At 63.7% G+C, this 24,912-nt stretch carries 22 protein-coding genes and 1 tRNA gene; 16 read left to right on the forward strand and 7 right to left on the reverse strand.

From position 1 onward, the window contains the following. Positions 1-88 precede the first annotated feature (88 nt). Positions 89-2,620, reverse strand: coding sequence for a histidine kinase dimerization/phospho-acceptor domain-containing protein (locus tag ACX3OZ_RS04385; RefSeq protein WP_459103910.1), 2,532 nt, complete (start codon positions 2,618-2,620; stop codon positions 89-91). A 272-nt stretch (positions 2,621-2,892) separates the two neighbouring features. Here ACX3OZ_RS04385 and ACX3OZ_RS04390 point away from each other — a divergent pair. From ACX3OZ_RS04390 to ACX3OZ_RS04410, 5 genes are all read left to right on the forward strand, one after another. Further along, positions 2,893-2,969, forward strand: a tRNA-His gene (locus tag ACX3OZ_RS04390). 167 nt (positions 2,970-3,136) lie between these two features. After that, complete coding sequence (locus ACX3OZ_RS04395; protein WP_459096566.1) at positions 3,137-3,409, forward strand: YtcA family lipoprotein; 273 nt, start codon at positions 3,137-3,139, stop codon at positions 3,407-3,409. Beyond that, complete coding sequence (mdtN, locus tag ACX3OZ_RS04400) at positions 3,409-4,455, forward strand: multidrug transporter subunit MdtN (protein WP_459103911.1); 1,047 nt, start codon at positions 3,409-3,411, stop codon at positions 4,453-4,455. Before ACX3OZ_RS04395 ends, mdtN begins: the two co-directional genes overlap by 1 nt. Next, positions 4,436-6,409 (forward strand): FUSC family protein, encoded by a 1,974-nt coding sequence (locus tag ACX3OZ_RS04405; RefSeq protein WP_459103912.1) that lies wholly within the window; start codon positions 4,436-4,438, stop codon positions 6,407-6,409. Before mdtN ends, ACX3OZ_RS04405 begins: the two co-directional genes overlap by 20 nt. Continuing rightward, on the forward strand, positions 6,406-7,926 hold the full coding sequence (locus tag ACX3OZ_RS04410; protein WP_459103913.1) for a TolC family protein: 1,521 nt from the start codon (positions 6,406-6,408) through the stop codon (positions 7,924-7,926). Before ACX3OZ_RS04405 ends, ACX3OZ_RS04410 begins: the two co-directional genes overlap by 4 nt. 129 nt (positions 7,927-8,055) lie before the next feature. Here ACX3OZ_RS04410 and ACX3OZ_RS04415 read toward each other — a convergent pair whose 3' ends face one another. Both ACX3OZ_RS04415 and ACX3OZ_RS04420 read right to left on the reverse strand, forming a co-directional pair. Beyond that, positions 8,056-9,885: a ubiquitin-activating E1 FCCH domain-containing protein gene (locus ACX3OZ_RS04415; RefSeq protein ID WP_459103914.1), complete on the reverse strand. Its 1,830-nt coding sequence runs from the start codon at positions 9,883-9,885 to the stop codon at positions 8,056-8,058. 61 nt (positions 9,886-9,946) lie between these two features. Further along, a complete protein-coding gene (locus tag ACX3OZ_RS04420; protein ID WP_459096571.1) occupies positions 9,947-10,573 on the reverse strand; it encodes a L,D-transpeptidase in 627 nt (208 codons plus the stop codon). Between the two features lie 244 nt (positions 10,574-10,817). Between ACX3OZ_RS04420 and ACX3OZ_RS04425 the strand changes: the two genes are divergently transcribed. From ACX3OZ_RS04425 to ACX3OZ_RS04455, 7 genes are all read left to right on the forward strand, one after another. Continuing rightward, positions 10,818-11,441 carry a DNA-3-methyladenine glycosylase I gene (locus ACX3OZ_RS04425; RefSeq protein WP_459096572.1) on the forward strand — a complete coding sequence of 208 codons (624 nt, stop codon included), beginning with the start codon at positions 10,818-10,820 and terminating at the stop codon, positions 11,439-11,441. A gap of 354 nt (positions 11,442-11,795) precedes the next feature. Next, positions 11,796-12,056, forward strand: coding sequence for a hypothetical protein (locus ACX3OZ_RS04430; protein ID WP_459096573.1), 261 nt, complete (start codon positions 11,796-11,798; stop codon positions 12,054-12,056). Positions 12,057-12,201: 145 nt separating this feature from the next. Beyond that, a complete protein-coding gene (hisS, locus tag ACX3OZ_RS04435) occupies positions 12,202-13,734 on the forward strand; it encodes a histidine--tRNA ligase (RefSeq protein WP_459096732.1) in 1,533 nt (510 codons plus the stop codon). Positions 13,735-13,756: 22 nt separating this feature from the next. Then, positions 13,757-14,821, forward strand: a complete 1,065-nt coding sequence (locus tag ACX3OZ_RS04440; protein WP_459096574.1) for an ATP phosphoribosyltransferase regulatory subunit — start codon at positions 13,757-13,759, stop codon at positions 14,819-14,821. Continuing rightward, the gene (gene hisG / locus ACX3OZ_RS04445; protein WP_459103915.1) at positions 14,818-15,534 is read left to right on the forward strand and encodes an ATP phosphoribosyltransferase; all 717 of its coding nucleotides are present in this window, start codon (positions 14,818-14,820) and stop codon (positions 15,532-15,534) included. Before ACX3OZ_RS04440 ends, hisG begins: the two co-directional genes overlap by 4 nt. A 61-nt stretch (positions 15,535-15,595) precedes the next feature. Beyond that, positions 15,596-16,795, forward strand: a complete 1,200-nt coding sequence (locus ACX3OZ_RS04450; protein ID WP_459096576.1) for a glycosyltransferase family 2 protein — start codon at positions 15,596-15,598, stop codon at positions 16,793-16,795. 15 nt (positions 16,796-16,810) lie between these two features. After that, positions 16,811-17,560 carry a TSUP family transporter gene (locus ACX3OZ_RS04455; protein WP_459103916.1) on the forward strand — a complete coding sequence of 250 codons (750 nt, stop codon included), beginning with the start codon at positions 16,811-16,813 and terminating at the stop codon, positions 17,558-17,560. A gap of 11 nt (positions 17,561-17,571) precedes the next feature. Here ACX3OZ_RS04455 and ACX3OZ_RS04460 read toward each other — a convergent pair whose 3' ends face one another. From ACX3OZ_RS04460 to ACX3OZ_RS04470, 3 genes are all read right to left on the reverse strand, one after another. Beyond that, complete coding sequence (locus ACX3OZ_RS04460) at positions 17,572-17,808, reverse strand: BrnA antitoxin family protein (protein WP_459096578.1); 237 nt, start codon at positions 17,806-17,808, stop codon at positions 17,572-17,574. Between the two features lie 142 nt (positions 17,809-17,950). Then, entirely contained in the window at positions 17,951-19,591 is a 1,641-nt protein-coding gene (gene groL, locus ACX3OZ_RS04465; RefSeq protein ID WP_459096579.1) for a chaperonin GroEL, read from the reverse strand. A 53-nt stretch (positions 19,592-19,644) separates the two neighbouring features. Next, positions 19,645-19,935 carry a co-chaperone GroES gene (locus tag ACX3OZ_RS04470; RefSeq protein ID WP_459096580.1) on the reverse strand — a complete coding sequence of 97 codons (291 nt, stop codon included), beginning with the start codon at positions 19,933-19,935 and terminating at the stop codon, positions 19,645-19,647. A gap of 184 nt (positions 19,936-20,119) precedes the next feature. Here ACX3OZ_RS04470 and ACX3OZ_RS04475 point away from each other — a divergent pair, with 184 nt between their 5' ends. The 3 genes from ACX3OZ_RS04475 to ACX3OZ_RS04485 all read left to right on the forward strand — a co-directional run bounded on the left by ACX3OZ_RS04475 (position 20,120) and on the right by ACX3OZ_RS04485 (position 22,046). Then, positions 20,120-20,482: a DUF427 domain-containing protein gene (locus ACX3OZ_RS04475; protein WP_459096581.1), complete on the forward strand. Its 363-nt coding sequence runs from the start codon at positions 20,120-20,122 to the stop codon at positions 20,480-20,482. Between the two features lie 392 nt (positions 20,483-20,874). Next, the gene (locus ACX3OZ_RS04480; protein WP_459096582.1) at positions 20,875-21,069 is read left to right on the forward strand and encodes a hypothetical protein; all 195 of its coding nucleotides are present in this window, start codon (positions 20,875-20,877) and stop codon (positions 21,067-21,069) included. A gap of 26 nt (positions 21,070-21,095) precedes the next feature. Further along, entirely contained in the window at positions 21,096-22,046 is a 951-nt protein-coding gene (locus ACX3OZ_RS04485; protein ID WP_459103917.1) for a DMT family transporter, read from the forward strand. Positions 22,047-22,054: 8 nt separating this feature from the next. Here ACX3OZ_RS04485 and ACX3OZ_RS04490 read toward each other — a convergent pair whose 3' ends face one another. Further along, positions 22,055-23,482, reverse strand: coding sequence for a sigma-54-dependent transcriptional regulator (locus ACX3OZ_RS04490; RefSeq protein ID WP_459096584.1), 1,428 nt, complete (start codon positions 23,480-23,482; stop codon positions 22,055-22,057). Positions 23,483-23,695: 213 nt separating this feature from the next. On the opposite strand from ACX3OZ_RS04490, the gene ACX3OZ_RS04495 reads away from it, so the two are divergent. Then, positions 23,696-24,859, forward strand: coding sequence for an ROK family transcriptional regulator (locus ACX3OZ_RS04495; RefSeq protein ID WP_459096585.1), 1,164 nt, complete (start codon positions 23,696-23,698; stop codon positions 24,857-24,859). Positions 24,860-24,912 lie beyond the last annotated feature (53 nt).

Consider the following 24,912-nt stretch of genomic DNA (forward strand, 5'->3'; position numbering starts at 1 on the left):
ATTCAAAGAACCGAGCGTAAAATGAAATAGTATCAGCCCATTAGCTGATTGCCCCACTCCACTTAATTTTCTGCAGTCCGCCCAGGGATTATTTCGCCGTCTCAGGTGTAGCTGGGCGTTCCACCAGATCGGCGGGGATGAGCAGCGAGAACAACATGCCCTGTTCTCCGGCCGGATCGACCGACAGCGAGAAGGCGTTGACCGCCAGGAGCGAGCGGGTCAGCGCCAGCCCGACGCTGGAGCGCACCGGCGTCATCATCTGTCCGTCACGCCCGACGCCATCGCGGAACACCACGAAACGCTCGGCCATATCCACCGCGCTGGTCGAGCTGTCGCGCACATGCACGGCGATGCCGCCCTCATCGGTATGCTGGGCCGAAATCACCACCGCGCCGCCGGTCGGCGTCTGGTCGATGGCGCTGGCCAATAGGTTCAGCACCGCCTGCGCCAGCGAGGCCCGGTCGGCGGTGACGCGCGGCAGGCTCTGCGAAATGGCATTGCGCACGATGACCCGCGCGCCGCTGGCCTGCTGGCGGATGCGAATGATGCAGCTTTCGAGCAGCGAGGTCAGGTCGATGCTGGCGCGATGCGGCAGATAGCGGCCATCGCGCAGCCGGGCGTAGTCGTCCAGCTCATCCACCAGCGCCGCGATTTCGTTGCCGGCCGCAGCGATATCCTCGGCATAGCTTTCATAGCGCTCGTTCTGCAGTGCGCCAAAGGCCTCGGAGCGGATCAGATCGGAAAAGCCGATAATGGTGTTGAGCGGCCGCCGCACGCCACGGCTGATCCGCGCCAAGAGGCCCGGATCGGCATCGGCCGGGCCCTTGAGCTTCAGCGGCGACAGATCGCGAGCCCGCACAAAGCCGAAATAGCCGGTGATGACGCCAGCCTGACCCTGCGCGAACACGATGATTTCCGCATTGCCCGAGGCGGCCCGCAGCGTCAGGCAGGGGCGCGCGGTTTCGGCGAAGCGGGCCGGCCGTTCGAGAAATTCACGCAGATTGGCCAACTCGCCCGGCGCCACCAGCGCCGAGAGCGGCTTGCCCTCCAGCATGCCGTCGGCCCCAAGCAGATTAGCGCTGCGGGCGGTGATGGCACTGATCACGCCGGCCCGGTTGGTTTGGAAAAAGCCGTCGCCGCGGATTTCGGCAAAGCTCTGGGCGAAGGCATTGACCGCCGCTTCATGGCCGGTGCGCACTTCGGTCGTGCTGGCCGACAGCATCAGGGCAGGGCGGCCCTGCCAGGAAATCGACTGCAGCCGCGCCGTCACCGGCACCAGCGTACCGTCGCGCTGCACCAGATGGTTCACCGGCCCGGCATCGTCGCCTTCCGACCCGGCGGCGGGGAACACCGCTGCCAGGCCCGCGGCGCGCAGATTCTCCACCGAATCATAGCCCACCATTTCCGTGATGGCGCGATTGGCGAACAGCACCTGCTGGTCGCGAAACACCAGAATGCCGAGCGGCAGCCGGTTAAGCACCAGCGTTTCGCCACCCAGATTGATCAGGGACCCGGTGCGCGTCGGCGCGGGCACCGGCTCGGTGGTTGGCTTTGCTGCCGGGGCGGCATCGCCGACGCGATCATTGAGGATGCGCGACAGCTCATCGAAATTATAGCGCGAAACTCGCTCCACCGTATCGGCATCCGCGACCGGCTCAGGGGGCAGTTCATCGGCAACAGGCGGAGCCTCCTCCGCCACCGCGTCGAGCACCGCCAGATCTGCCAGGTCGGCTTCGGCGTCGGTCTGCTCCGGCCCCAATTCGGCATCAGCCACAAAGCCGCGTCCGGTGATGGTGAACAGGCTCACGGGTGCCGGCTCGTCCGCTACGGGCGCGGGGGGCGGCACATCATCGGCTGCGGTCAGCGGCGTGTAGAGCGCCGCATCGGCCGCCAAACGGTCCACCAACTGGCTGAGACGGCTGGGCCCAGCCGGACCCTCGGTTTCTTCGGGCGATTCGGTCTCTTCCGCGTCCTCGGGGCTGGCAGCGGCAACCAGCTCAAGCGTCGGCGAGCCATCGGCCTCGCGCCAGTTTTCCAGCTCGCGGGCATAAAGGCTGTCGTCGGATTCGACCGGCCGCTCTACGGCATCTTCTTGCGGCGTGTTGTCGGGAGCGGGTTCGTCATCAGCCCCATCGGCCAAGGCAGCCGCTACATCGTCATGCTGCGCCGGTGGTGCTTCCGCCGGAAAAGACTCAGCTTCACTGGTGACCAGCTCGCGGGCCGTGCCTTCAGAATCAGTGCCGGCTGCCGCCAGGATCTCAGGCGCGATAGGATCGACCCCCACCACCAGCAGCACGGTCTGGCCGTCCTGCCAGACCAGCGGCGTAGTGGCGCAGGTGCTGGAGGCCGGCTTGCCGCCGGCGAGGAACTGAATGCGGGCGAGGCTGGTCCGCCCGATCGAGCCGAGCCTGATGCTGCGCGCCATCTGGCCTTTGATCGGCACAGCGGTCGGCGCCAGCTTCAGCCCATGCTTCTTGACCTTGGCCAGAAACAGCGACGCTGCGTCATTTTGCCAGAGCAGCAACAGCCCATCCTGCGACCACAGCCAGGCCGGGCGCGAATCCCCGGCGTGCTGCAGCACGCGGCGGGCGCTCGGTGATGTGATCCAGTCAGCATCCATCGACGATTAATTCTCCGTTACGGATGCGCCGGCGTATCGTGTCATTCCGGCACAATTATCCCCGGAACTGCAAGGTTTCTTCAATATAGGGTGCAGCCGGCAGGGTCCAGTGCGGTGCAGCCACCAGGCTTTGCCTTCCTTTGGGATGGTTAAACCGCGCTTCGGCGCCAATAGTCCGCCAAGGCAAAATCGGAGCTTGTCTTCCCAGATTTCTCGACCTATGTTCCGCCCGCTTTCGGGACGAGCTTTCGGCCATCCCTCGCAGAGCATTTGCCGCCTTAGCTCAGTTGGTTAGAGCGCTAGATTGTGGATCTAGAGGTCCCCCGTTCAATCCGGGGAGGCGGTACCATTCCTTCCTGACCAATATCGGTGTTCGCGGGATGGGCGCATCTCCGCGCCTGGGTTTACTTCGCGCCGATTGACGCGGGGTGAAGCCGCGGCACCCTCCGATTTACCGCTGCAGCCAACTGCGTGTAGGGTCGGTTGTTGAAATTCTTCATTTTTATGAAATCACACATGATCCGGTTTTTTCTGACAGCGGCGGCGGCACTGGCCTTGGTGGGTTGCACCGGGACGGCGCGGGCGCCATCGGTTCCGGTGTTCGGCTCGTTCTTTCCCGCCTGGATCATCTGCGCCGTTGGTGGCGTGGTGCTGGCGCTGGTGGTGCGGGCCCTGCTGATCCGGCTACGGCTGGATGAGCATCTGCCCGCCCCGCCGCTGGTCTATCTGTGTCTGGCGATTTCAGGCGGTATTGTGGCGTGGCTGCTGTGGTCGGGAGTGATTGGCTGATGCGCGCCGTATTGGGAAAGATCATTGGCTACGCCATCTTCGCGGTTACGCTCGGGCTGATCTATCTGGCCTGGTCCACCAATGTGCATAGCCCGCGCTCCGATGTCGCCGAAATCGAAGCGCCGATCGTGCATATTTCCTCCACCGTGCCGGGCCGCATTGTTGCCATCGAGGTGGCCAACAATGCCCGCGTCAGCAAGGGTGACGTGCTGTTCCGCATCGACCCCGAGCCGTATCAGTTGCGCCTGCAGCAGGCCGAGGCCGAGCTGCGCGCCGCCCAGTCCGAGGTGGCGCAGGGCGAACGCAATATCGCCACCGAACAGAGCAATGCCGACGTAGCGCAGAAGCAGATCGAGCGGGCCAAGTTCAATTCCGATCTGGCCCAGCAGACGCTGGATCGGCTCGAGCCGCTTTTGGCGCAGGGTTTCGTCACCGCCCAGCAGGTCGATCAGGCGCGCACCACGCTCAATGATTCGCTGGTCAGCCTCGATCAGGCCCTGCAGCAATCGCAGGGCGCCAGCGGCATCATCGGCACGCTCGATACCCGTCAGGCCCAGGTCGATACCGCGCGCGCCACCGTCGGGCTGGCGCAGCGCGACCTCGACAACACGGTGATTTATGCCCCCTTCGACGGCCGGGTCGTCGGGCTGGTCATGCCGGCCGGCGAATATGTGCTCACCGGGCAGACGGTGTTTTCGCTGATCGACACTTCGGGCTGGGAGGCGGTGGCGTTTTTTCGCGAAACCGAGCTGCCGTCCATCACCATCGGCGATAGCGCCCAGGTCTTCGTCATGGCCGACGCCGACAATCCGATTGCCGGCACCGTCTCGGCCATTGGCTGGGGTGTGCGCTCGGAAGATTCGGCCACCATTCTGGGCCTGCCGCTGGTGTCCAACTCGCTCAACTGGGTCAAGGTCGCCAAGCGCTTTCCGGTCTATGTGCATCTGCACGAGCCGCCGGATGGTCTGATGCGAGTGGGCGCCTCGGCTGTCGTCGTCATTTCCGACACCCAATCGGGGACCGGCGATGGCAGCGGCAAGCACTAGCGCCCGCCTGACGGACTTCCTGCGCGCCGAACTGCGCCCCTATGACGGGCGGCTGGGCGCCTCGCTGCGCATGGCGCTGGCCTGCATGATCGTGGTGCTGATCGCCATGAGCCAGCAGGTGCCCGAGGCGGCCTTGTCCTGCTATCTGATCTTTTTCGCAGCGCGCAACAATGCCGGCTCCGGCATCCTGATCGCCGGTGGGCTGATCGTCGCCGCCTCGGTGGGCATTCTGATCGGGCTGCTGTTTCTGCAATTGGCCGCCGATGAGCCGATGCTGCGGCTGGCGCTGCTGGTGCTGTTCACCTTTGGCGGCATGTTTTTCTCGCAGGCCAGCCGGGCCGGGGCCATCGCGGCAACGATCGGCTTCGTCTTCGCCTTCGTGATGACGCTTTACGACATCATCCCGATCCCGGAATTGCTGTCGCGCGCCTTGAGCTGGATGTGGGTCGTGGTGTTTTTCCCCATGGCCACGCTGATTCTGGTCAATGCGCTGCTGGGACCCAATCCGGCGCATCTGGCGCGGCGCGCCATTGCCGACCGGCTGAGCATCACGGCGCGACTGCTGGCGGGCGACGCGACGGCCCGAGCCGAGGGCGAAGCGCTGCTGGCGGCGGGGGCAGGGGATCTTGCCACCTTTACCGGCATGGGCGGGCTGTTCGGCTATTTCTCCCGCGACGAAGCACGGCGGCTGCTGGCCATGGCGCCCGACAGCCAAAATCTGCTGGCGCTGGCCGTGGCGCTGCCGACAGCTGGACAGGTCGATACTGCGGCGTCGTTGGCAGTGCTGGCCGATGCGGTGCGGCAGGGCAAGCCAATGCCGCCGGGGCCGCTGGCTGATCCCGTTAAACGTCTCGCCGGGCTGTGGGCCGGCACCATTTCGGCAACAGCTGCCGCCGAGCCGAAGCCCCCGCTGCTGGCCCCCGACGCCTTCACCAATCCGGTCTATCTGCAGTTCGCCCTCAAGGCGCTGCTGGCGGTGCTGATCACCTACCTCATCTATACCGCCTGGGACTGGTTCGAGGTCCACACGGCTATGATCACCTGCTTTTATGTGGCGCTGGGCAGTGCCGGCGAAACCCTGCACAAATCGGCGCTGCGCATTGCCGGCTGCCTGATCGGCGCGGTCATGGGCGTCGGCGCTATTTTCCTGTTCATGCCGCAGATGACCGATATCGGCCATCTGCTGGTTCTGGTGGGCATTGGCAGCTTCATCGCCGCCTGGGTGTCCAATGGCAGCAGCCGCATCCAGTATATGGGCTGGCAGATGGCGCTGGCCTTCTTCCTCTGCGTGCTGCCCGGCTTTGGGCCGAGCTTTGACGTGTCGGTCGCCACCAACCGCGTTATCGGTATTCTGCTGGGCAATGTGGTGGTGGCGCTGGTGTTCCTCGGCATATGGCCGGTCAGCGTCACCGGCGCGTTCGCCCAGGCACTGCGAAGCGCGGTGCTGCCGCTGCGCAATGCGTTGCGGCGCGAGCCGACCCGGCTGGCGAGCGTCTGGCCGCTGCTGGCCGAAGCGCGGCGGCTGGGGAGCCTCTCGATTTTCGAGGCCAACCGGCTGCGGATCCGCTCGCCGGTGCTGCCCCATGGGCGCACCATTGCCGATGCTGTCGACGAAGTGGCGCAGACGCTGGTGCGGGTGGAAGCCAATCGGCAGACCCCGCGCTACCTGTTCGGTGCGCCGCGCTGTGTGAAAGCAGCAACGCTTGCCTATGAAGCGTCGGCGGCTGAGTTCCTCGACCGGGCCGGTTCCGCTATGGTTAGCGCCGAGCCTCCCATGCAGGCGGAGCTGATGCGGCGTCTGGCCCGCAGTGCCGCCGCGCTCGGGCGGCTGGAGATTTTGGCTACGCGCTATGCCCGGCCGCGCTCCGGATGGAAACGGGATCTGGATCGAACCATGGTGCTCTATCGCAAATTGCAGGCTGAACTCTCCAGCGCCACGGAGCAGGTGTTTTGAGGGCGCGCGGCTTTTGGGGCCTCGCCCTTGCCGGGCTTACGGCGCTGGGCCTTGCCGCCTGTGCGCCCAGCAGCCTGAGCCTGGCACCCGCAAGCGCCACCACGCCCTATCGCGGCGTTGCCGGCCAAGCCGCCGTCGGTGGTGGGGGCGCTGACTATGGCGTGACGCCCGACGCCAGCATGCCCATCGTCATCGCCGCCCCCCAGCTCGATGCCAACCACAGCTATAGCCTGCCCGAACTGATCAATATCGCCCAGCTGTCCAATCCGGTGACCCGCGCCGCCTGGCAGCGGGCGCGCGAGGCCGCCGCAGCGACGGGCGCTGTTGAGGCGACCTATCTGCCCATTCTTACCGCCGATGTGCTGGCTGGCTATGCGGTCACTTCCAATACGGTACCCGGCATCGATACGCCGCTGATCACCGTGTCATCGGGCTCGGTCACCAGCTCCGGTTTGCAGGTGGCGCCGGCTTTGGCGGTCAAATGGCTGCTGTTCGATTTCGGTGGGCGCGATGCGGCTTTGGCCAGTGCGCGGCAATTGTCGTTCGCCGCCAATGTCACCTTCAATGCGGCGCATCAAAAGCTCATCTTCGACGTCAGCAACGCCTTCTTCCAGTATAGCGCGGCGCGGTCGCAGACCCGCATCAACCGTGAGGCACTGGCCAATACCAAGGTGGTGCTGGCGGCATCCGAGGCGCGGCTGGGGCAGGGCATCGCCACCACCATGGAAGTGGCGCAGGCCAAGCAGCAGGTGGCGCAGGCCGAGTTCGATCTGACCCAGGCCACCGGACGCGAGCGCAATACCTATCATTATCTGCTCGAATCCATGGGCATTTCGCCCACCACCAAGATCAATGTGGAGGATGTCTCTGGCCGCGCGCTGCCGCGCGCCGTGCCCACCGATCTGGACAATCTGATCGTCGCCTCATTGCAGCGTCGTCCCGACGTGCAGGCGGCCTTCGCTCGGGTCAAGGCCAACAAGGAAGGCATTGCCGCGGCGCGGGCCGAGTTCATGCCCAAGATCGCCATGACCGGCACCGCCAATCAGGTTATCGGGCACTACTCGGTCGATGACAGCCGCTTTGGCACGATCGGCAGTCTCGACGTCAACCAGCCCAATGCGGCCCTGTTGCTGGGCGTCACCATGCCGATTTTCGATGGTGGATTGCGCGATGCGCGCATGGAGGCGGCGGTCGCCCAGGCTGCCGCGTCCGAGCAGGAATTTGCCCAGATGCAGAATATGGCGGCGCGGGAAATCGTCGTCGCCTATGACGTGTTGCGCACCAGTCTGTCAGGCTATGCCGCAGCGACCGAGCTGGTGAATGCGGCCCAGACCAATTACGACGCCACGCTCGACTATTACAAGAACGGCCTGGGCACGCTGTCCGATATCAGCGTCGGCCAGACCGGTCTGCTCAAGGCGCAATATGCCCGAGCCCAGGCCCGCAGCGATTCCCTCAGCGCCGCCGCGACCATGGCCTTTGCCACCGGCCAACTGACCAATGCCGGCGTGCCGTAGCACCGGACAGGTCAGCGATCGAAGGGCCCGTATGGTCCTTGATGGCCTTCCCGCCGCGGCCCCCTGATCGCCGATCGCAACTATGCCGGTGCTTGATCATTGCAGAGACAGCCCGGCCGCTGTCGCGCTTTATAGCGTCAGGCGCAATGCCGAGATATTCTTGGCGATCTGATCGAAGGCCTGACGCAATTGGGCACCGTCCTGGGCGAGGAAGGCGTGGTCGGGGCTGCTGGCGCAATAGGCCATGATGTTGGCAGCTTCCGTACCTTTGCGAATGTTGAAGCCGACCGTATAGATTTTGATGCCGACGTCCTTGGCCTTCATCGCATCGCAATAGGCACGCGATTGATCATAGGGCTTGCCATTCGTGGCGTTGCAATTGATCCGCTCCGTGCCGCCGCTGGAATCCCGTGACACCGCACCGTCGCAATGCGCTGTATTGAACTCACCGTCAGTCATGATGATCGCCGCCTTCAGCAGGTGCTCCTCGTCATAGCGCGCGGGGGCGGGGGCGCTTTCCGGCCAGGCCGAGGCGAAATGGGGCGATAGCATGTACCAGCTCCACAAAATGCCAAGGCTGCCCGCCGTATTGCCCTTGGCTTTGAGGCCGTTGATGACATTCTTAAGAGCGGCCCTATCGGCGGTCAGCGGGATGATGCTTGCGTCGGGGCAGGTATTGGCGGCTGGATAGTTCCGTCCCATGAAGGACGTGGTCGGCGGCTGGTCATAGATGCCCTTGACGGTGCCATCCGTTACGCAGGTGGTCGCCGCGAGAATCTGGGTCGCCTTTGAGGTGTTGGTGAACACGAAATAGCTGCACCCTTCCACCTTGTTCTGCCAGGTGCAGTGCAGCTTGCCGGTATTGGCGACATAGGTGCCGCCGCCGCCGATGGCGAGGTCGGGCAGGACCAGCGTATCGGTCGTCACGTTGGAAATACGGAAGATGCGATTGTTCAGCGCGGTCATGCCCAAGACATTGGTAACGTAGATGTCGTCGTCATTGGCATAGCCATGATTGGGTGACGTCACCACGACGTCGCAATTTTTGACATGGCATTTCACTACGCTTCCGGCATGGGAATAGGTGCCGTAAGTGCCGGTGCTGGTGTTTAACAGGTTGAAGGCGTCTTGCGTGACGCTGGTAATCTGGAACGGCTTGTTATTGATCTGGGTCATGCCCTGCACGTCCCAGATATACACCCAGTCTCCAGTGTTGAAGCCATGTTTGGCCGATTTGATTTCAACATTGCTCTGTTTGGCGCGTGTCGCACCGGTGATGGTTTTGGTGTTGCCACTGGCCCAGGAAATGCTGGTGATATCCTTTGGTCCCCGAATGGGTCCGCGCAGTGCTTCGGCATATTTGCCGGCATTGACCGCCTGGGCATACGGCACCAGCGCTATCTTGGAATAATAGGGTTCCTGATCGTCTTTGATGATGACATCGACCAGCCCCGTTACCGATTCCTTGAGATCCTCAATGTCCTGCCCGGCCATGGAGCCGGTAATGTCGAGCGCGATCGAAACTTCGACGTTTAGCTGCCCGCGTGCCGCCTGCGAGCGGACAACCGCGCTGAGCGTGTGGACCCCCACCAGACCGACAAAATTGGTCGGCACAGTAAGTCGGGCCGAAAGGAACAGTGAGCCTTCTTCTTTGTTGACGCGGATCGTATCCACATCGGCCTTGATTTTTGCATCGTTGATGCGATCACGCATCAAGGCTTCGGCCCGGCTGCGGATATCTTCGTCGGTCAGCGTCGCGCTGTGGATTTCCGGCTGCAGCGCCAATACTGCCGCGTCCAGCGCGATCTGCGAGCGGTTGCGGGCCTGCTCCAGCGTCACATAGTCCACCACGGCCCCGCTCAGCGCGACCAGCACGATGGCCATGATGCCGAAGATCACGGCGAAGACGCCCCGCTCATCACGTCCGAAACGAGCGACAAGAGCAATTAGCTGAGCCATGCTGCAGGCCCCCATAGGTTCAGTGCCCCACAGGGAGCAGCTTCACTCTCGTGGAAAGTCCTTAGGAAAGGACCACCACCTTTGTGTAAAGTTTGACGCGCTCGAACAGGTCGATCACATCGGCATTGGTCATGCGGATGCAGCCTGAAGACACATTCTGGCCAATGCTCCACGGCTCGGTGGTGCCGTGGATGCGGTACAGCGTCGACCCCAGATACAGCGCCCGCGCGCCCAGCGGATTATCCAGCCCGCCCGCCATGTGGCGCGGCAGCTCCGGTCGGCGCTTCAGCATTTCGGCGGGCGGTGTCCAGCTCGGCCATTCTGCCTTGCGTGTCACCTGATGTGTGCCGGTCCACTCAAAGCCCGATTTGGCCACGCCGATGCCGTAGCGCAGGGCGCGCCCGTCGCCGAGCACGAAATAGAGGAAATGCGCCCGTGTATCGACCACGATGGTGCCGCTGCGCTCGCTGGTGGGATATTGCACCACCTGCCGCAGATAGATCGGATTGACCTGGGTATTGGCCTGCAAGGCCAGCGCATGGCGCGGCTTGTTCTGGGTGATGGTGATCCCCGGTGGCGGTGCGAAGCGCCATCCCGGTTGCAAGCCTCCGGCATGAGCCGGCAGCAGTGTCGATAACGCCATCAGCAGCGCCAGCGCGCCGGTTTTAGCTGTCTTGGTCCCGATCATGGCAGCATCCGCATCCGACCGGCCCCACGCCGGCTCTGGCTGCGCACCATGCTGCATATTGTCCAACATGCGGTGAACCGGCATGGTTAAACCATTGCTGGGACTGATGGTTAGCGGCTGGTTAGGGCGAACTGCGCTGGCCGATCACCAGACTCTTGTGCCAAATGGCGTCGGCCGCGTTTCCAATTGCCCGCCTGACGGTCTAAGCATCTCTCCGATATTCGATCCTGAAGGTAGCTCGCCCATGTCCGTTGCACCGGTTATCGATGGTCTGCCACGCTGCCCCTGGCCCGGCGATGATGCGCTTTATCGCCATTACCATGACAGCGAATGGGGGCGTCCGGTCACCAGCGACACGCGGCTCTTCGAGAAAATCTGCCTCGAAGGCTTCCAGTCCGGCCTGTCCTGGATCACCATCCTGCGCAAGCGGGAGCGCTTCCGCGAAGTGTTCCACGGCTTCGATATTGCCAAGGTCGCCGCCATGACCGAGGCCGATATCGAAGTCCTGCTGCAAGACGCCGGTATCATCCGCCATCGCGGCAAGATCACCGCCACCATCAACAACGCCAAGCGCACGCTGGAAATCCAGCGCGAGTTCGGCTCGCTCGCCGCCTATATCTGGCGCTTCGAAACCAAGCCCGAACATCGTCCCGATGATCTGAGCTGGGAAAACCTGCGCCGGCTGGCCCAGACCGACGCTTCGGTCCGGCTCAGCAAGGATTTGCGCAAACGCGGCTTCAATTTCGTCGGCCCCACCACCTGCTATGCCTTCATGCAGGCCATGGGGCTGGTCAATGACCACATCGAAGGCTGCTTCTGCCGCAGCGAAGTCGAGGCTGAGCGCGGGGCGTTGACGCGACCGAAGTAAAGCCGGCCGTTCGCCATCCTGTTGCAGCCATGCAACAATTCGCCGCCTCTGCGACAGACTGCCACATCTATACTTGCGGATCACGGAATCGCGATCTAAAAACCGATCGTCCATTAACGCCAACCCAAGGGAGGCACTGCATGAAAATCATGACTGTACGTCTCCCGGGTGTCGCGCTCCGACATTGCCATCTGGCCTAGGCCAGTCTTTGTCGCCCGGCTCACCGCCGCGGACGTTTCTAGCATCCAAACGTTGATGAGCTGACCCGGGTCGTTTCACGACTGCGCGTCCCCCTCCATCTGCCATCCAACCCAATAGAGGCCGGTTCGCGTCGTGGCGCGCCCGGAAACCATCATGTCCTATGACAGCCTTCCCAAGGGCGGCGTTGTGCTGCGCCTTGAATTCTCCATCGCCGACGCCGTGTATCAGCGCGGCCTGCTCGCTGTGCTCGGCGCCGCCATCTCGGCCTGGTGGCACCGGCCCAGGATGCCGGACAATTTGCCGGATCGTCTGCGGGCCGATATCGGCCTGCCGCCCGATGCGACGCGGGCCTATTGGCTCGACATTGCGCCCAGCCGCACCACGCCGCCGCCGCTGCGGAGGCCTGGCATGTAGGGCATGGGCGGCCGGGGCAATCCCGGCCGCCTCCACCCGCCTGTTGTCTCAATCTCCCTGATCCGCTAGAGCATCGTGCGGGAAGTGGGAACCGGTTTTCCGCGAGAACGATGCGACAAACGAAGTCCGGCGCGACTTCTCAGGACTGCCAAAAATGACCGAAAAGACCAGACTGATCGCCCCGCGCCTGCCGCGCGGCTTCGAGGACCGCACGCCCGGCGACATTGCCGCGGTGGGCGCCATGATCGACAAGATCAGGAAAGTCTATGAACGCTACGGCTTCGACCCGGTCGAAACCCCGCTCTTCGAGTTCACCGAGACACTCGGCAAGTTCCTGCCCGACACCGACCGGCCCAACGCCGGCGTGTTTTCCTTGCAGGACGATGACGAGCAGTGGATGAGCCTGCGCTACGATCTCACCGCGCCGCTCGCCCGCTATTTCGCCGAGAATTTTGAGACCCTGCCCAAGCCCTATCGCTCCTATCGGCAGGGCTATGTGTTCCGCAACGAAAAGCCCGGTCCCGGCCGTTTCCGCCAGTTCATGCAGTTTGACGCCGACACCGTTGGCGCCGCCGGCCCCGAGGCCGATGCCGAAATGTGCATGATGATGGCCGACGTCATGGATGCACTGGGCCTTGAGGGCAAATACGTTGTCCGGGTGAACAATCGCAAAGTGCTCGACGGCGTGCTCGACGCTATTGGTTTGGCGGACGATCCTACCCGCCGGCTGGTTGTGATGCGTGCGATCGATAAGTTGGATCGCCTGGGCCCAGAGGGCGTAAAACTCCTGCTGGGCGCCGGTCGAAAAGATGAAAGTGGAGACTTCACAGAAGGCGCCGGCCTTAACTCTGAGCAAGCAGAATTTATTCTAGGCGTTTTGTTTTCCAGCATAGCAGCCGAACAGAATGCCGCTAGGGTCGGAGGGTTTGAAGGTGCGGCGGCTTTAAGGCCTAACGTCAATTTCCCGGTGAACGACTACATAAATAAGGTGAGCCCGTCTTTCACTGAGGGAATAGATGAACTCAGTCGAATGAAAGCTCTCTTCTATGCGGGCGGTTACGGCCCCGAAAAGATCAAGATCGACCCTTCGGTGGTGCGCGGCCTCGAATATTACACAGGCCCGGTGTTTGAGGTCGAACTGACCTTCAAGGTGCAGAACGAAAAGGGCCAGGACGTGGTGTTTGGTTCGGTCGGCGGCGGTGGCCGTTACGACGGGTTGGTGTCGCGCTTCCGCCGTGAGCCGGTGCCCGCCACCGGCTTTTCCATCGGCGTCTCGCGCCTGGCCAATGCGCTGAAACTCACCGGCAATCTCGGCTCAACCGAGCCGGTCGGCCCGGTGGTTGTCCTCGTCATGGACAAGGAACAGACCGCCGCCTATCAGGCCATGGTGTCCGAGCTGCGCAATGCCGGCATCCGCGCTGAAATGTTCCTCGGCAACACCAAGAATTTCGGCAAGCAGGTCGCCTATGCCGATAAGCGCAATGCACCGGCCGTCGTCATCGAAGGCAGCAATGAGCGCGAGCAGGGCATTCTGCAGATCAAGGATCTGATCGCCGGCAAGCAGGCGGCTGCCGCCATCACCGACAATGCCGAGTGGAAGGCTGCCCGGCCGGGCCAGTTCGAAATCAAGCGCGACAAGCTGGTGGACGCCATCAAAAAGCTGCTGAGCGAACCATGATGCTGCGTCCGGGAGCATCAGCATGACCAACGGCGCTTTCCGCCGCACCCAGCTCGAAGCGCTGGTCGAAGCCCAGGGTGCCAACCGGGCGACGCCGCCGCTGCTGCTGTCGGCCGACCCCTATTTCGATCTCGCCGGCGAGGAATTCGGCCGGCGCCTGTTGCTGACCACCGATGTCACCGGCGCCGAATATTGCCTGCGCCCCGATTTCACCCTGCCCATCGTCAAATCCTATATCGAGGACGGTGTTGGCAAGCCGGCGGCCTTCTCCTATATGGGCCCCATTTTTCGCCAGCGGTCGACCGGACCGGCTGAATTCGATCAGGCCGGCATCGAGTTGCTGGCCCAGCCCGACGGCGATGTGGCGCTCGATCAGGTGCTGACCTTCGCCCGTGCCGCCCTGTCCATTTTTGGCGTTGCTCCCGATATTCGGCTTGGCGGCGTGGGGTTGTTCGAGGCGCTGCTGGTGCAGGCCGATATGCCCGACGCCTGGCGGCCGCGTATTCGCAATCGCTTCGGTCACACCGAGGCGCTCAACCGGCTGTTGACCCGGCTCGACGCCGCTCCCGACGCGCTACGCGAACAGCAGCCGAGCCGGGCGGCTCTGGTCGAGAGCGTCACCGAACAGATGGTCGCCGCTGGCCTCAGCCTTTCGGATGGCCGCTCGCCCGAGGAAATCGCCGAGCGCTATCTCGAACAGCAGGCGCTCGACGCCGCGCAGGTGCCGGCCAGCACGCTGGCTTTGCTGCGCGACTACCTCGCCATTTCCGGGCCGGTCTTGCAGGCGCTGACTCAGGTCGAAGCGCTGGCCCACCGGCATAAGCTGATGCTTGGCGCGCCGATCCGCGCCTTGCGCCGTCATCTCAACGGGCTGGGCGAAGCCCGCGTCAGCTTCGACGCCAGCTTCTCGCCGCGCCTCGATTATTACACCGGCATCGTCTTCGAGATGCGCGGCCCCAATGGCGCCGTGCTGGCCTCGGGCGGTCAATATGACCGGCTGCTCGAACGGCTGGGCGCCAAGGCACCTATTCCCGCCTCCGGCTGCGCCGTCTGGGTCGATCGTCTCGAAGCGGAGGTCCGCCCATGAGCGGCATTACTCTGGCCGTGCCTTCCAAGGGCCGCCTCGAAGAACTTACGCGCGATTGGTTCGCTGCCAACGGCATGACCATCACCCGCCCCGGCGGCGCGCGCTCCTATCTCGGCGCCATCGAGGGCATGCCGAACGTCACCGTGCGCTTCTTTCCGGCCTCCGAGATTGCCCGCGAACTCATTCGCGGCACCATTGATATCGGCGTCACCGGGCTCGATCTGATCCACGAGACCAGCGAATCCGGCCCGGCCAGTGTGGTGGTGGCGGGTGAGTTGGGCTTTGGCGCGGCCGATGTGGTTGTCGCCGTCCCGGACTCCTGGATCGATGTCACCCATATGCATGACCTGGCCGATGTCGCGTCCGATTTCCGGGCTCGGCATGGCCGCTGGCTGCGCATCGCCACCAAATATATCACCATCACCCGCCAGCATTTCGCCCGCGCCGGCATTGCCGAATACCGCACGGTAGAAAGCCTCGGCGCCACCGAAGCCGCCCCGGCCTCCGGTGTGGCCGATATCGTGGTCGATATCACGACTACGGGCTCGACGCTGGCCGCCAATGGCCTGCGCGTGCTCGAAGACGGGGTTATGTTGCAAAGCCAAGCCTGTCTCATCGTTTCGCGCACGGCGAAGTGGCCCGGCACCCCGGCCGAGCAGCAGTTGACCAGCTTCCTCGAGCAACTGGGACTGGCGGCCAAGCTCGCCAGTTGAGGCAGCAATTGCCCCGGACTCCGATTCACGGCACAAGCAGCTTGCTGGTCCGGGGGGCAATGTGGCTGACGAACTTGAACTGACCATCCTGATGCCGTGCCTCAACGAGGCCGAGACGCTGGCGGCCTGCATCGCCAAGGCGCAGAGCTTTCTTGCGCGCACCGGCATCGCCGGGGAAATCGTCATCTCCGACAATGGCTCGACCGATGGGTCGCGTGAACTGGCCGAAGGCCTTGGCGCCCGCGTGGTGCCGGTGCCGCAGCGCGGCTATGGCGCGGCCCTCGCCGGTGGCATCCAGGCCGCGCGCGGCCGCTACATCATCATGGGCGATGCCGACGACAGCTATGATTTCTCCCGGCTCGACGCTTTTGTCGAACAGCTTCGTGATGGTGCCGATCTAGTCATGGGCAATCGCTTCAAGGGTGGTATCGGCCCCGGCGCCATGCCCTGGCACCACCGCTATATCGGCAATCCGGTGCTGAGCACCGTGGGGCGGCTATTCTTCCGCACCCCGATTGCCGACTTCCATTGCGGGCTGCGCGGCTTCTCGCGTGCCGCAGTGCTGGCGCTCAATCTGCGCACCAGCGGCATGGAATTCGCCTCCGAAATGGTGGTCAAGGCGACGCTGGCCCAGCTCGATCTGCGCGAAGTGCCGACCACGCTGGTCAAGGATGGCCGCTCGCGCCCGCCGCATCTGCGCTCGTTCCGTGACGGCTGGCGCCATCTGCGCTTCCTGCTGCTGTTTTCTCCACGCTGGCTGTTCCTTTATCCCGGCATCATGTTGCTGGGCGTCGGCCTGCTGGTCGGCGGCATCCTGCTGCCCGGCCCGTTCCGGCTCGGCCATGTCAATTTCGACGTGCACACCTTCCTGGTGGCGGCGCTCTGCATCATCGTCGGCGTGCAATCCATCGCCTTTGCGATCATCGGCCGCCGCTTTGCCTCGCGCTATGGCTTCATTCCGCGCTCGGGCAACTATGACCGCATGCTCGAAGCGCTGACGCTGGAGCGGATTCTGCTGGTGGCGCTGCTGCTGATGCTGATCGGGGCAGGGGCCTTGTTCTGGGGGCTGGGCGAATGGGCGCGGCGCGATTTCGGCGCACTGAACCCCAGCACCACCATGCGCCCGGTGATTTTGGCGCTGACAGCGCTGGTCAGCGGCTTTCAGCTGATGATGAGCGGCTTCATGTCCTCGATGATCAATATTCCGATCTATGAGCGCCGGATCGCCGACGCCACGCCTCCCCTCGACCCACCGAACTAAACCCGCCGGACCCTCATGCTCGACCCTATGGTTCTTCTGGCGCTGGGCGCCGTCGGCATGCTGGCCGGCTTCATCGATGCCATCGCCGGCGGCGGCGGCATGATTTCGGTGCCAGCGCTGCTCTCGGCTGGCCTGCCACCGGTTGCGGCGCTGGCCACCAACAAGATGCAATCGGTCGTCGGCACCACGATAGCCGCGGTCACCTATTGGCGGCGCGGTTTTGTCTCGCTGAAGGCCCTGGTGCCTGCCGTTACGACCACTTTTGCCGGCAGTCTGCTGGGTGCGCTGGTGGTGCAGCGAGCCGATGTCGGGCTGCTCGACATAGCGGTGCCCGTCGCGCTGATCGGCATCGCGCTGTATTTCCTGTTTGCGCCCAACCTCTCGGACGCCGACAAGGCCGCGCGGCTGCCATTTGGCCCGTTCGTTCCGATATTGGGATTGGTCGTGGGCTTTTACGACGGGATTTTCGGGCCGGGCACCGGCTCGTTCTTCGCCATCGGCTTCGTCATGCTGTTCGGCCTTGGGCTCACCCGGGCCTCGGGCAATACCAAGATCCTCAATCTGGTGTCGAACCTGGCGGCGCTGGTGATCTTTATTCCGGCCGGCGCGGTGGTGTGGCCGGTGGCCATCGCCATGGCCATCGGTCAGATCATCGGCGGCTATATCGGCGCGCGCACCGGCATCCGCTACGGCGCCAAGATCATCCGGCCATTGGTGGTGGTGGTCTCGATCGCCCTGGCGCTGCGGCTGCTCTTCTTCCGCTGAGCTGGCGACGGCTACTCGGCTTCGAGCCCGGCGGCGGCGCGTAGCGCCAGATTGATACGGTCCTGCCAGCCCGGACCTTCATCCTGAAAATGCTCCAGCACGGCGCGGTCCAGCCGCAGCGTTACCATTTCCTTGCCCTGGGGTGGCGTGGCCACTTTCGGCGTTGCCGTTGCTACGGGCTTGGTGGTGGCGGCCTTGAAGGCGGCTTCGGCCTGATCGAAGGCGCTGCCGCGTCGGGGTGTCCGCATCGAATCCTCACTGATTGGTTGGGCTATTCTAGCGCGACCGGGCCGGGTGCGCGCAAGCAAAAGGCGCGGTGTTGCCACCGCGCCTTGCGTGAAGTTCGTGACTGGGAAGAAACGAACCTCAAACTTATCCGGGTTGGCTGGACTAGAAGTCCATACCGCCCATGCCGCCCATGCCGCCGCCGCCGCCCATCTGGGGCGCTGCGTCCTTCGGCAGTTCAGCAATCATGGCTTCGGTCGTGATCAGCAGCGAAGCCACCGATGCGGCGTCCTGCAGCGCATGACGCACTACCTTGACCGGATCAACGATGCCCATGGCGATCATGTCGCCATATTCGCCGGTTGCGGCGTTGTAGCCGAACGTCAGCGAGGTGCTTTCGAGGATCTTGCCGACAACCACGGAGCCTTCGTCGCCCGCATTGTTGGCGATCTGGCGCACCGGCTCCTGCAGAGCACGGCGAACGATGTTGACGCCAGCCTGCTGGTCAGAGTTTGCACCCTTGACCTTGAGGTCGGACGAGGCGCGGAGGAGGGCAGTGCCGCCGCCGGGGACGATGCCTTCTTCAACAGCAGCGCGGGTAGCGTTCAGCGCGTCGTCGACGCGGTCCTTGCGCTCCTTGACTTCAACTTCCGTCGAGCCGCCGACCTTGATCACTGCAACGCCACCGGCGAGCTTGGCCAGACGTTCCTGCAGCTTCTCCTTGTCGTAGTCCGAAGTGGTTTCTTCGATCTGCGCCTTGATCTGGCCAACGCGGCCCTGGATGTCGTCCTTGGAGCCAGCGCCATCAACGATGGTGGTGGTTTCCTTGGTGATTTCAACGCGCTTGGCAGTGCCGAGCATGTCGATGGTCACGTTCTCGAGCTTGATGCCGAGATCTTCCGAGATCACCTGGCCACCGGTCAGGATGGCGATGTCTTCCAGCATGGCCTTGCGGCGATCGCCGAAGCCCGGAGCCTTGACGGCAGCAACCTTGAGGCCGCCACGCAGACGGTTGACGACGAGGGTCGCGAGAGCCTCACCTTCGATGTCTTCGGCAATGATCAGCAGCGGGCGCTGCGACTGAACAACAGCTTCCAGGATCGGCAGGATGGCCTGCAGGTTGGAGAGCTTCTTCTCGTGCAGCAGGATCAGCGGCTCTTCGAGCACAGCCGTCATCTTTTCTGCATTGGTCACGAAGTAAGGCGACAGGTAGCCGCGGTCGAACTGCATGCCTTCAACGACATCGAGCTCGGTCTCAGCGGTCTTGGCTTCTTCGACGGTGATGACACCCTCGTTGCCGACCTTCTGCATGGCCTCAGCGATCATGTCGCCGATTTCCTTCTCGCCATTGGCCGAGATGGTGCCGACCTGGGCAACTTCAGCCGACGAGGTGATCTTGGCAGCGCGCGACTTCAGGTTCGCGACGACTTCCAGAACGGCCATGTCGATGCCGCGCTTGAGATCCATCGGGTTCATGCCGGCAGCGACGGCCTTGACGCCTTCGTTGACGATGGCCTGAGCCAGCACGGTAGCGGTGGTGGTGCCGTCGCCGGCCGTGTCGTTGGTCTTGGAAGCAACCGAGCGAACCAGCTGGGCGCCCATGTTCTCGAACTTGTCTTCAAGTTCGATTTCCTTGGCGACCGAAACGCCGTCCTTGGTGATGCGCGGAGCGCCAAAGGACTTTTCGATAACGACGTTACGACCCTTGGGGCCGAGGGTCACCTTGACCGCATTGGCCAGGATGTTGACGCCGCGCAGCATCTTGTCGCGGGCTTCGGTGGAGAATTTTACTTCTTTAGCGGCCATGAGGGGCGCTCCTTAAAGTTGGTTGGGAAAATGACAAAGGGCAGCGAAGTCGCTTAGACTTCGACGATGCCCATGATGTCGGATTCCTTCATGATCAGCAGGTCTTCGCCGTTCAGCTTGACCTCGGTGCCGCTCCACTTGCCGAACAGCACGCGATCGCCAGCCTTGACGTCCAGCGCATTGATCTTGCCGCTTTCGTCGCGAGCGCCGGGGCCCACGGAGACGATCACGCCCTCGGAGGGCTTTTCCTTGGCGGTGTCGGGGATGATGATCCCGCCCTTGGTCTTTTCTTCACCGTCGAGACGACGGACGACCACGCGGTCGTGCAGAGGACGAAAGCCCATGTTTTTTGCTCCTTTTGGCAGCACAATACTGTAATTTCGGCACTGTTAGCACTCGTAGACGTAGAGTGCTAACAGTGTGCAGGGGATATAAGATTGGTGCTCTGATGAGTCAAGGTCGGGTGAACCGCTTTTGCTCCCGTGCGTTGACCCTGATCGCTCCAATTTTTGAAAGTGGCAGGCCATCATGACGCGCGAATGTCTCGACAAGGATATCAAGATCAGGCCCGCCCACGGCCGAGTGCATGTGGTGTTCGACGATGCCGAAATCGGCAGTTCGCTCCACGCGCTGGAACTCGACGAGCCGGGCGCGCCGTTGCGCATCTTTTTGCCGCGTGCCGATATTCGCGAAGATATCCTTGAGCGCTCGGAGACCCGCACTGTCTGCCCCTATAAGGGCGAGGCCCATTATTACACCATCAAGACCCTCACTGCCGATGGCCCCGATCAGGTCACCTATTATCCCGACCCGTGTCCGCTGGTCGAGCCGATCCGCGATCACCTCACCTTCTCGGGCGATCGCATCGAATATCGGTTCTCCGAAGTGTAGGCGTGCCAAGGCCCCGCCTGTGGTGCGGTTGTCATGAACGAGCGGAGCCCCGAGGCGGTTGTCGCCTCTGGTAAGTATAAAATAGTGAGACGAACCGCCTCGGGGCGTCGGGTTTTTCTCGGAAGGCAGACCGCAAGCCCCAGCATGGAACCGTAGCCCCATGCCCGAATGCCCCATCCGCACAGCCCAGGGCGGAGCGCGACCTCCCCCCTCCCGACCGTCTCGCCGGACACCGGTCGCTGCAGCGCCGCCCGTATCCCGGAAAGATGGGTGGAGTATGCCGGAAGATTTGGCGGCGGGGATAAGAGGGATAAGCTCATCGCTGCGGGGAACTGCCCCTATCGCGCACTTTCCCTCTTTCCCCCCGCGCCAAGCTGGGCCATAAGGCAGTCATGACCCAGGACAACACCCTTCAGATCAAGCTGCGCCTCAAGGGCGGCAGCGGCCCCAATGCCAACTGGCAGTGGGAACTTCAGGATTCCACCGGCAAGGTGGTCAAGAGCGGCAGTGCCGTTGGCCCCGAGCACAAGGCTTTCGCCACCGCGCGCATTGCCAAGGAAAAGCTGGAGCAGGCCTCCAGCCGCTGATTCTGGCTGGCTATTAAGAGACTGTCGTGAGCGCTCTCGCACCCGCCGCCAGCCCCCGGGCTGGCCCCCTGCATGGCATCACGCTCAAAGTGCTCTCGGTCTGCTGTTTCGTCGTCATGGCGACCCTGCTCAAGGCCACCGGCACCATCCCCGCTGGGGAACTGGTGTTTTTTCGCTGTTTCTTCGCCATTCTGCCAGTCGTCGTCTGGCTGCTATGGCGTCGTCAGTTGCGCACGGCCCTCCACACCAGCAATTTTGGCGGCCATGCGCTGCGCTCCATTATTGGCGTCAGCTCCATGGGGCTGGGTTTTTTTGCCCTGACCCGTCTGCCGCTGCCTGAATCCACCGCCATTGGCTATGCCGCGCCGCTGCTGATCGTGATGTTCAGCGCCCTGCTGCTCAAGGAGCGGGTGCACGTGTTTCGCTGGTCGGCCGTGATCGTGGGGCTGTGCGGCGTCGTGGTTATCCTGTGGCCACGCCTGACGCTGTTTTCCGGTGGCGGGGTGCTCGGTGATAGCGAAGCCGTGGGCGCCATCGCTGCCTTTGGCGGCGCTATCCTGACCGCCTTTGCCATGATGCAGGTGCGCAGGCTGGTGCAGACCGAGCGCACCGAGGCCATCGTGGTTTATTTCTTCATTTGCGCCAGCCTGTTGTCGCTGCTGACCCTGCCGTTTGGCTGGGTGATGCCCACGCCGGAGCAGGCGGCGTTGCTCATCGCGGCGGGCTTTGCCGGCGGCATCGGCCAGCTGCTGCTGACCTCGTGCTACCGCTATGCCGACATGTCGGTGATCGCCCCGTTCGAATATGTCTCGCTGCTGCTGACCCTGGTCATTGGCCTCGTGGTGTTCGGCGATGTGCCGACCCTGACGATGCTGCTCGGCGCCGTGATCATCGTCGCCTCCGGCATCGTCGTGATCCTGCGCGAACACTATCTCGGCCTCGACCGGGTCAAGGCCCGCGAAGCCAATACGCCTTAGCGCCTGCCTTAGCCGGTCGCGGCCATTTCGGCCCAGCCCTGTCGCTTGCGGTAGATCGTGGAAGGGCTGATTTCCAGCGCCGCGGCCGCCAGCGAGACATTGCCGCCGAAGCTGGCGATGGCGTCTTCGATGATGCGCTGCTCCTGCTGCCACATCGGCAGCACGACGGGACGCCGTTCGGGGCGCGGCGCGGCTTCCACCGGCGCCACCACGCCGCGTGATTCGATATCGGCCGCCAGCAGCATCGGCATGGTGATGTCACCGCCGTCGCACATCACCACCAGTCGCCGCACCAGATTTTGCAATTGCCGCACATTGCCCGGCCATTCCGCCGAGGTCAGCAGGCTCGCCACTTCGGGAGCGAAGCCGCTGAAGCGCTTATGCTCCTCGGCCGCATAGCGCGCCAGGAAATGGCGGGCCAGCACCATGATATCATTCGGCCGCTGCCGCAGCGGCGGCAGGTGAATCGGTAGGACATGCAGGCGATAGAACAGGTCCTCGCGAAATTTCTTTTCCGAGATCAGCTGCATCGGATTGCGATTGGTGGCGCAGATCACCCGCACATCCACCTGCCGCACGCCCGATTCGCCGACCCGGCTCAGCGTGCCGGTCTGCAGGAAGCGCAGCAGCTTGCTCTGCAAAGACAGATCCATTTCCCCGATTTCGTCGAGGAACAGCGTGCCGCCATCGGCCAGTTCGGCCGCGCCCTTGCGGTCGTCATGGGCGCCGGTAAAGGCGCCGCGCGCCACGCCGAACAATTCGCTTTCCATCAGGTCGCGCGGAATTGCCGCGCAGTTGATCGCCACCATGCGCTTGTTGAAGCGCGGGCCCTTCGAGTGCAGCGCTTCGGCACAGACATCCTTGCCGGTGCCGCTTTCCCCGGTGATGAACACCGGCGCCGACGAGGTGGCGATGCGCCCGATCTGCTCATAGACAAATTGCATGGCGCTGGAGGCGCCAATGAAGCCGGCGAAATCCGACAGGCCCTCGGCGCGCGGCTCGATAGCCAGCGCCCGCGCCTTGCCATGGCGTTGGGCCAGCTCGCCGATGCGCGCCGCCATCGCCGGGCCGTTGACCGGCTTGACCACATAGTCATGCGCCCCAGCCCGCATTGCCCCGACGGCCGCCGTCACCGATGCGCCATCCGATAGAGCCACAAACAGCGCACCATCGGCCAGCCGCACCATGCGCGCCACCGCGTCGTCATTGCTGTCGCTGAGATCTTTCAGGCTCACCAGATCGGCGAGCACGATATCAAAGCCGCTCTGGCGCAGCAGGTCCGCCGCCTGGCGGCCCGAACTGGCCACGGTGACACGCAGGCAACCGCCCAGGCTCTGGGTCAGGATGTCGGCCACCAGCTGCGCAGCGGCATCGTCCGCGTCGATCAGCAGCAGCCGGCCATGGGGTTCGCCGTTGCTTCGCGTCTGCATCGCCATGCGGCACGGTCCTCGTTCGGTACTATTGCCCGGTGTTCGCCGCAGGGGCGGCCCGGTGTTCTGGCAATACTTCCCCAACAGGGTAAATAATCCGTTCCGACCAATTGCATTTTGCGGATTGAGCTACGCCGTTTTGCCGCTTGCCTGCGCCGCGCTCTGCCTATTAACTCCAGCGCCATGCAAAACAATTCGCCTGTTGATGGGGCCGAACCAGTGGCCCGCGGTTTCGCGCAATCCGGCGTTCGCCTCGCCAATGAACGGGCGGTGCTGACCCTGATCGCCCTCAATCCGGGCGCGTCCAATGCGGTGCTGGCCCGGCTGTCCGGTCTGGGCCCGCAGACCACCTCGCGCATCCTGTCCGATCTGGAGGCGCGCGCGCTGGTGCTGCGCGGCGAAGTGCTGCGCGGCCGGCGCGGTCAGCCCGCGACCCCGCTCTATATCAACCCAGAGGCGGCCTATGTCATCGGGGTCGAAATCGGCTGGCGGCATTTCGAAGTGCTGCTGCTCGCCATGACGGGCAACACCCTGACCAGCGTCCGTCGCAGCTATGCCTATCCCGATATCGACACCATCTTTGCCGAGATCAGCACGGAAATCGCCACCATCCGCGCCGGCATGAGCGCGCAGCAAACGGAACGTCTGATTGGCATCGGCGTCGCCGGCCCCGCCCATTTCGAGCGCCAGCTCGCCCAATTGGGCGCGCCCGAGACGCAGGTCGAGCGGTGGCGCGGCCTCGATATCGCCGCGCATCTCGGCGACCTGACCGGCCTCCCCGCCGAATGGGTCAATGAAGGCGACGCCGGTTGCTGGGCCGAATTTATCGGTTGGACCGACCCGCGTCCCGGGGGGCTGGCCTATTTTCGGCTGGGCACTTTCGTGGCCTCCGGCATGGCGATTGACGGCATCCTGCGCGAGGGTAATGCGGTCAATCTGGGCGCCATCCTGGTTTCCGACAGCGCCGGGCGTCCGACCTATGTGCAGGATCTCGCATCCATTTTTGCCTTGCAACAGCAGCTCGAAGCCTGTGGTGCGGCGCTGCCGCAGGGCAATCCGCTGAGCTGGGACTGGGAGGCGCTGGAGCCCCATGCCGGCAGCTGGCTCGATGAGGCGGGCCGGGCGCTTGCGACGGCCGTCGTCAGCACCAGCGCCGTGATCGAGCTTGATCTGGCGGTGATCGATGGCGTCATGCCGCGTCCGGTGGTGGAGCGCCTGCTGGCGCGCGTCGAACATCATCTGGGCCTGCTGCCAGAATCGGGTGCAGCCCGCCCGGCGGTGGGCATCGGCAAGCTCGGCGGTTCGGCTGCAGCGACCGGCGCGGCCCAGCGAGTGCTGTTCCATCGCTTCTTTTCCCGGGCCTGGAACCTCTTCGCCACATGAAACGCGCAAATAGGCTAGGGAGAGCGCCGGCTCCGCGCTTTTGCCGCCTGTTG

The sequence above is a fragment of the Devosia sp. A369 genome, assembly GCF_054489345.1.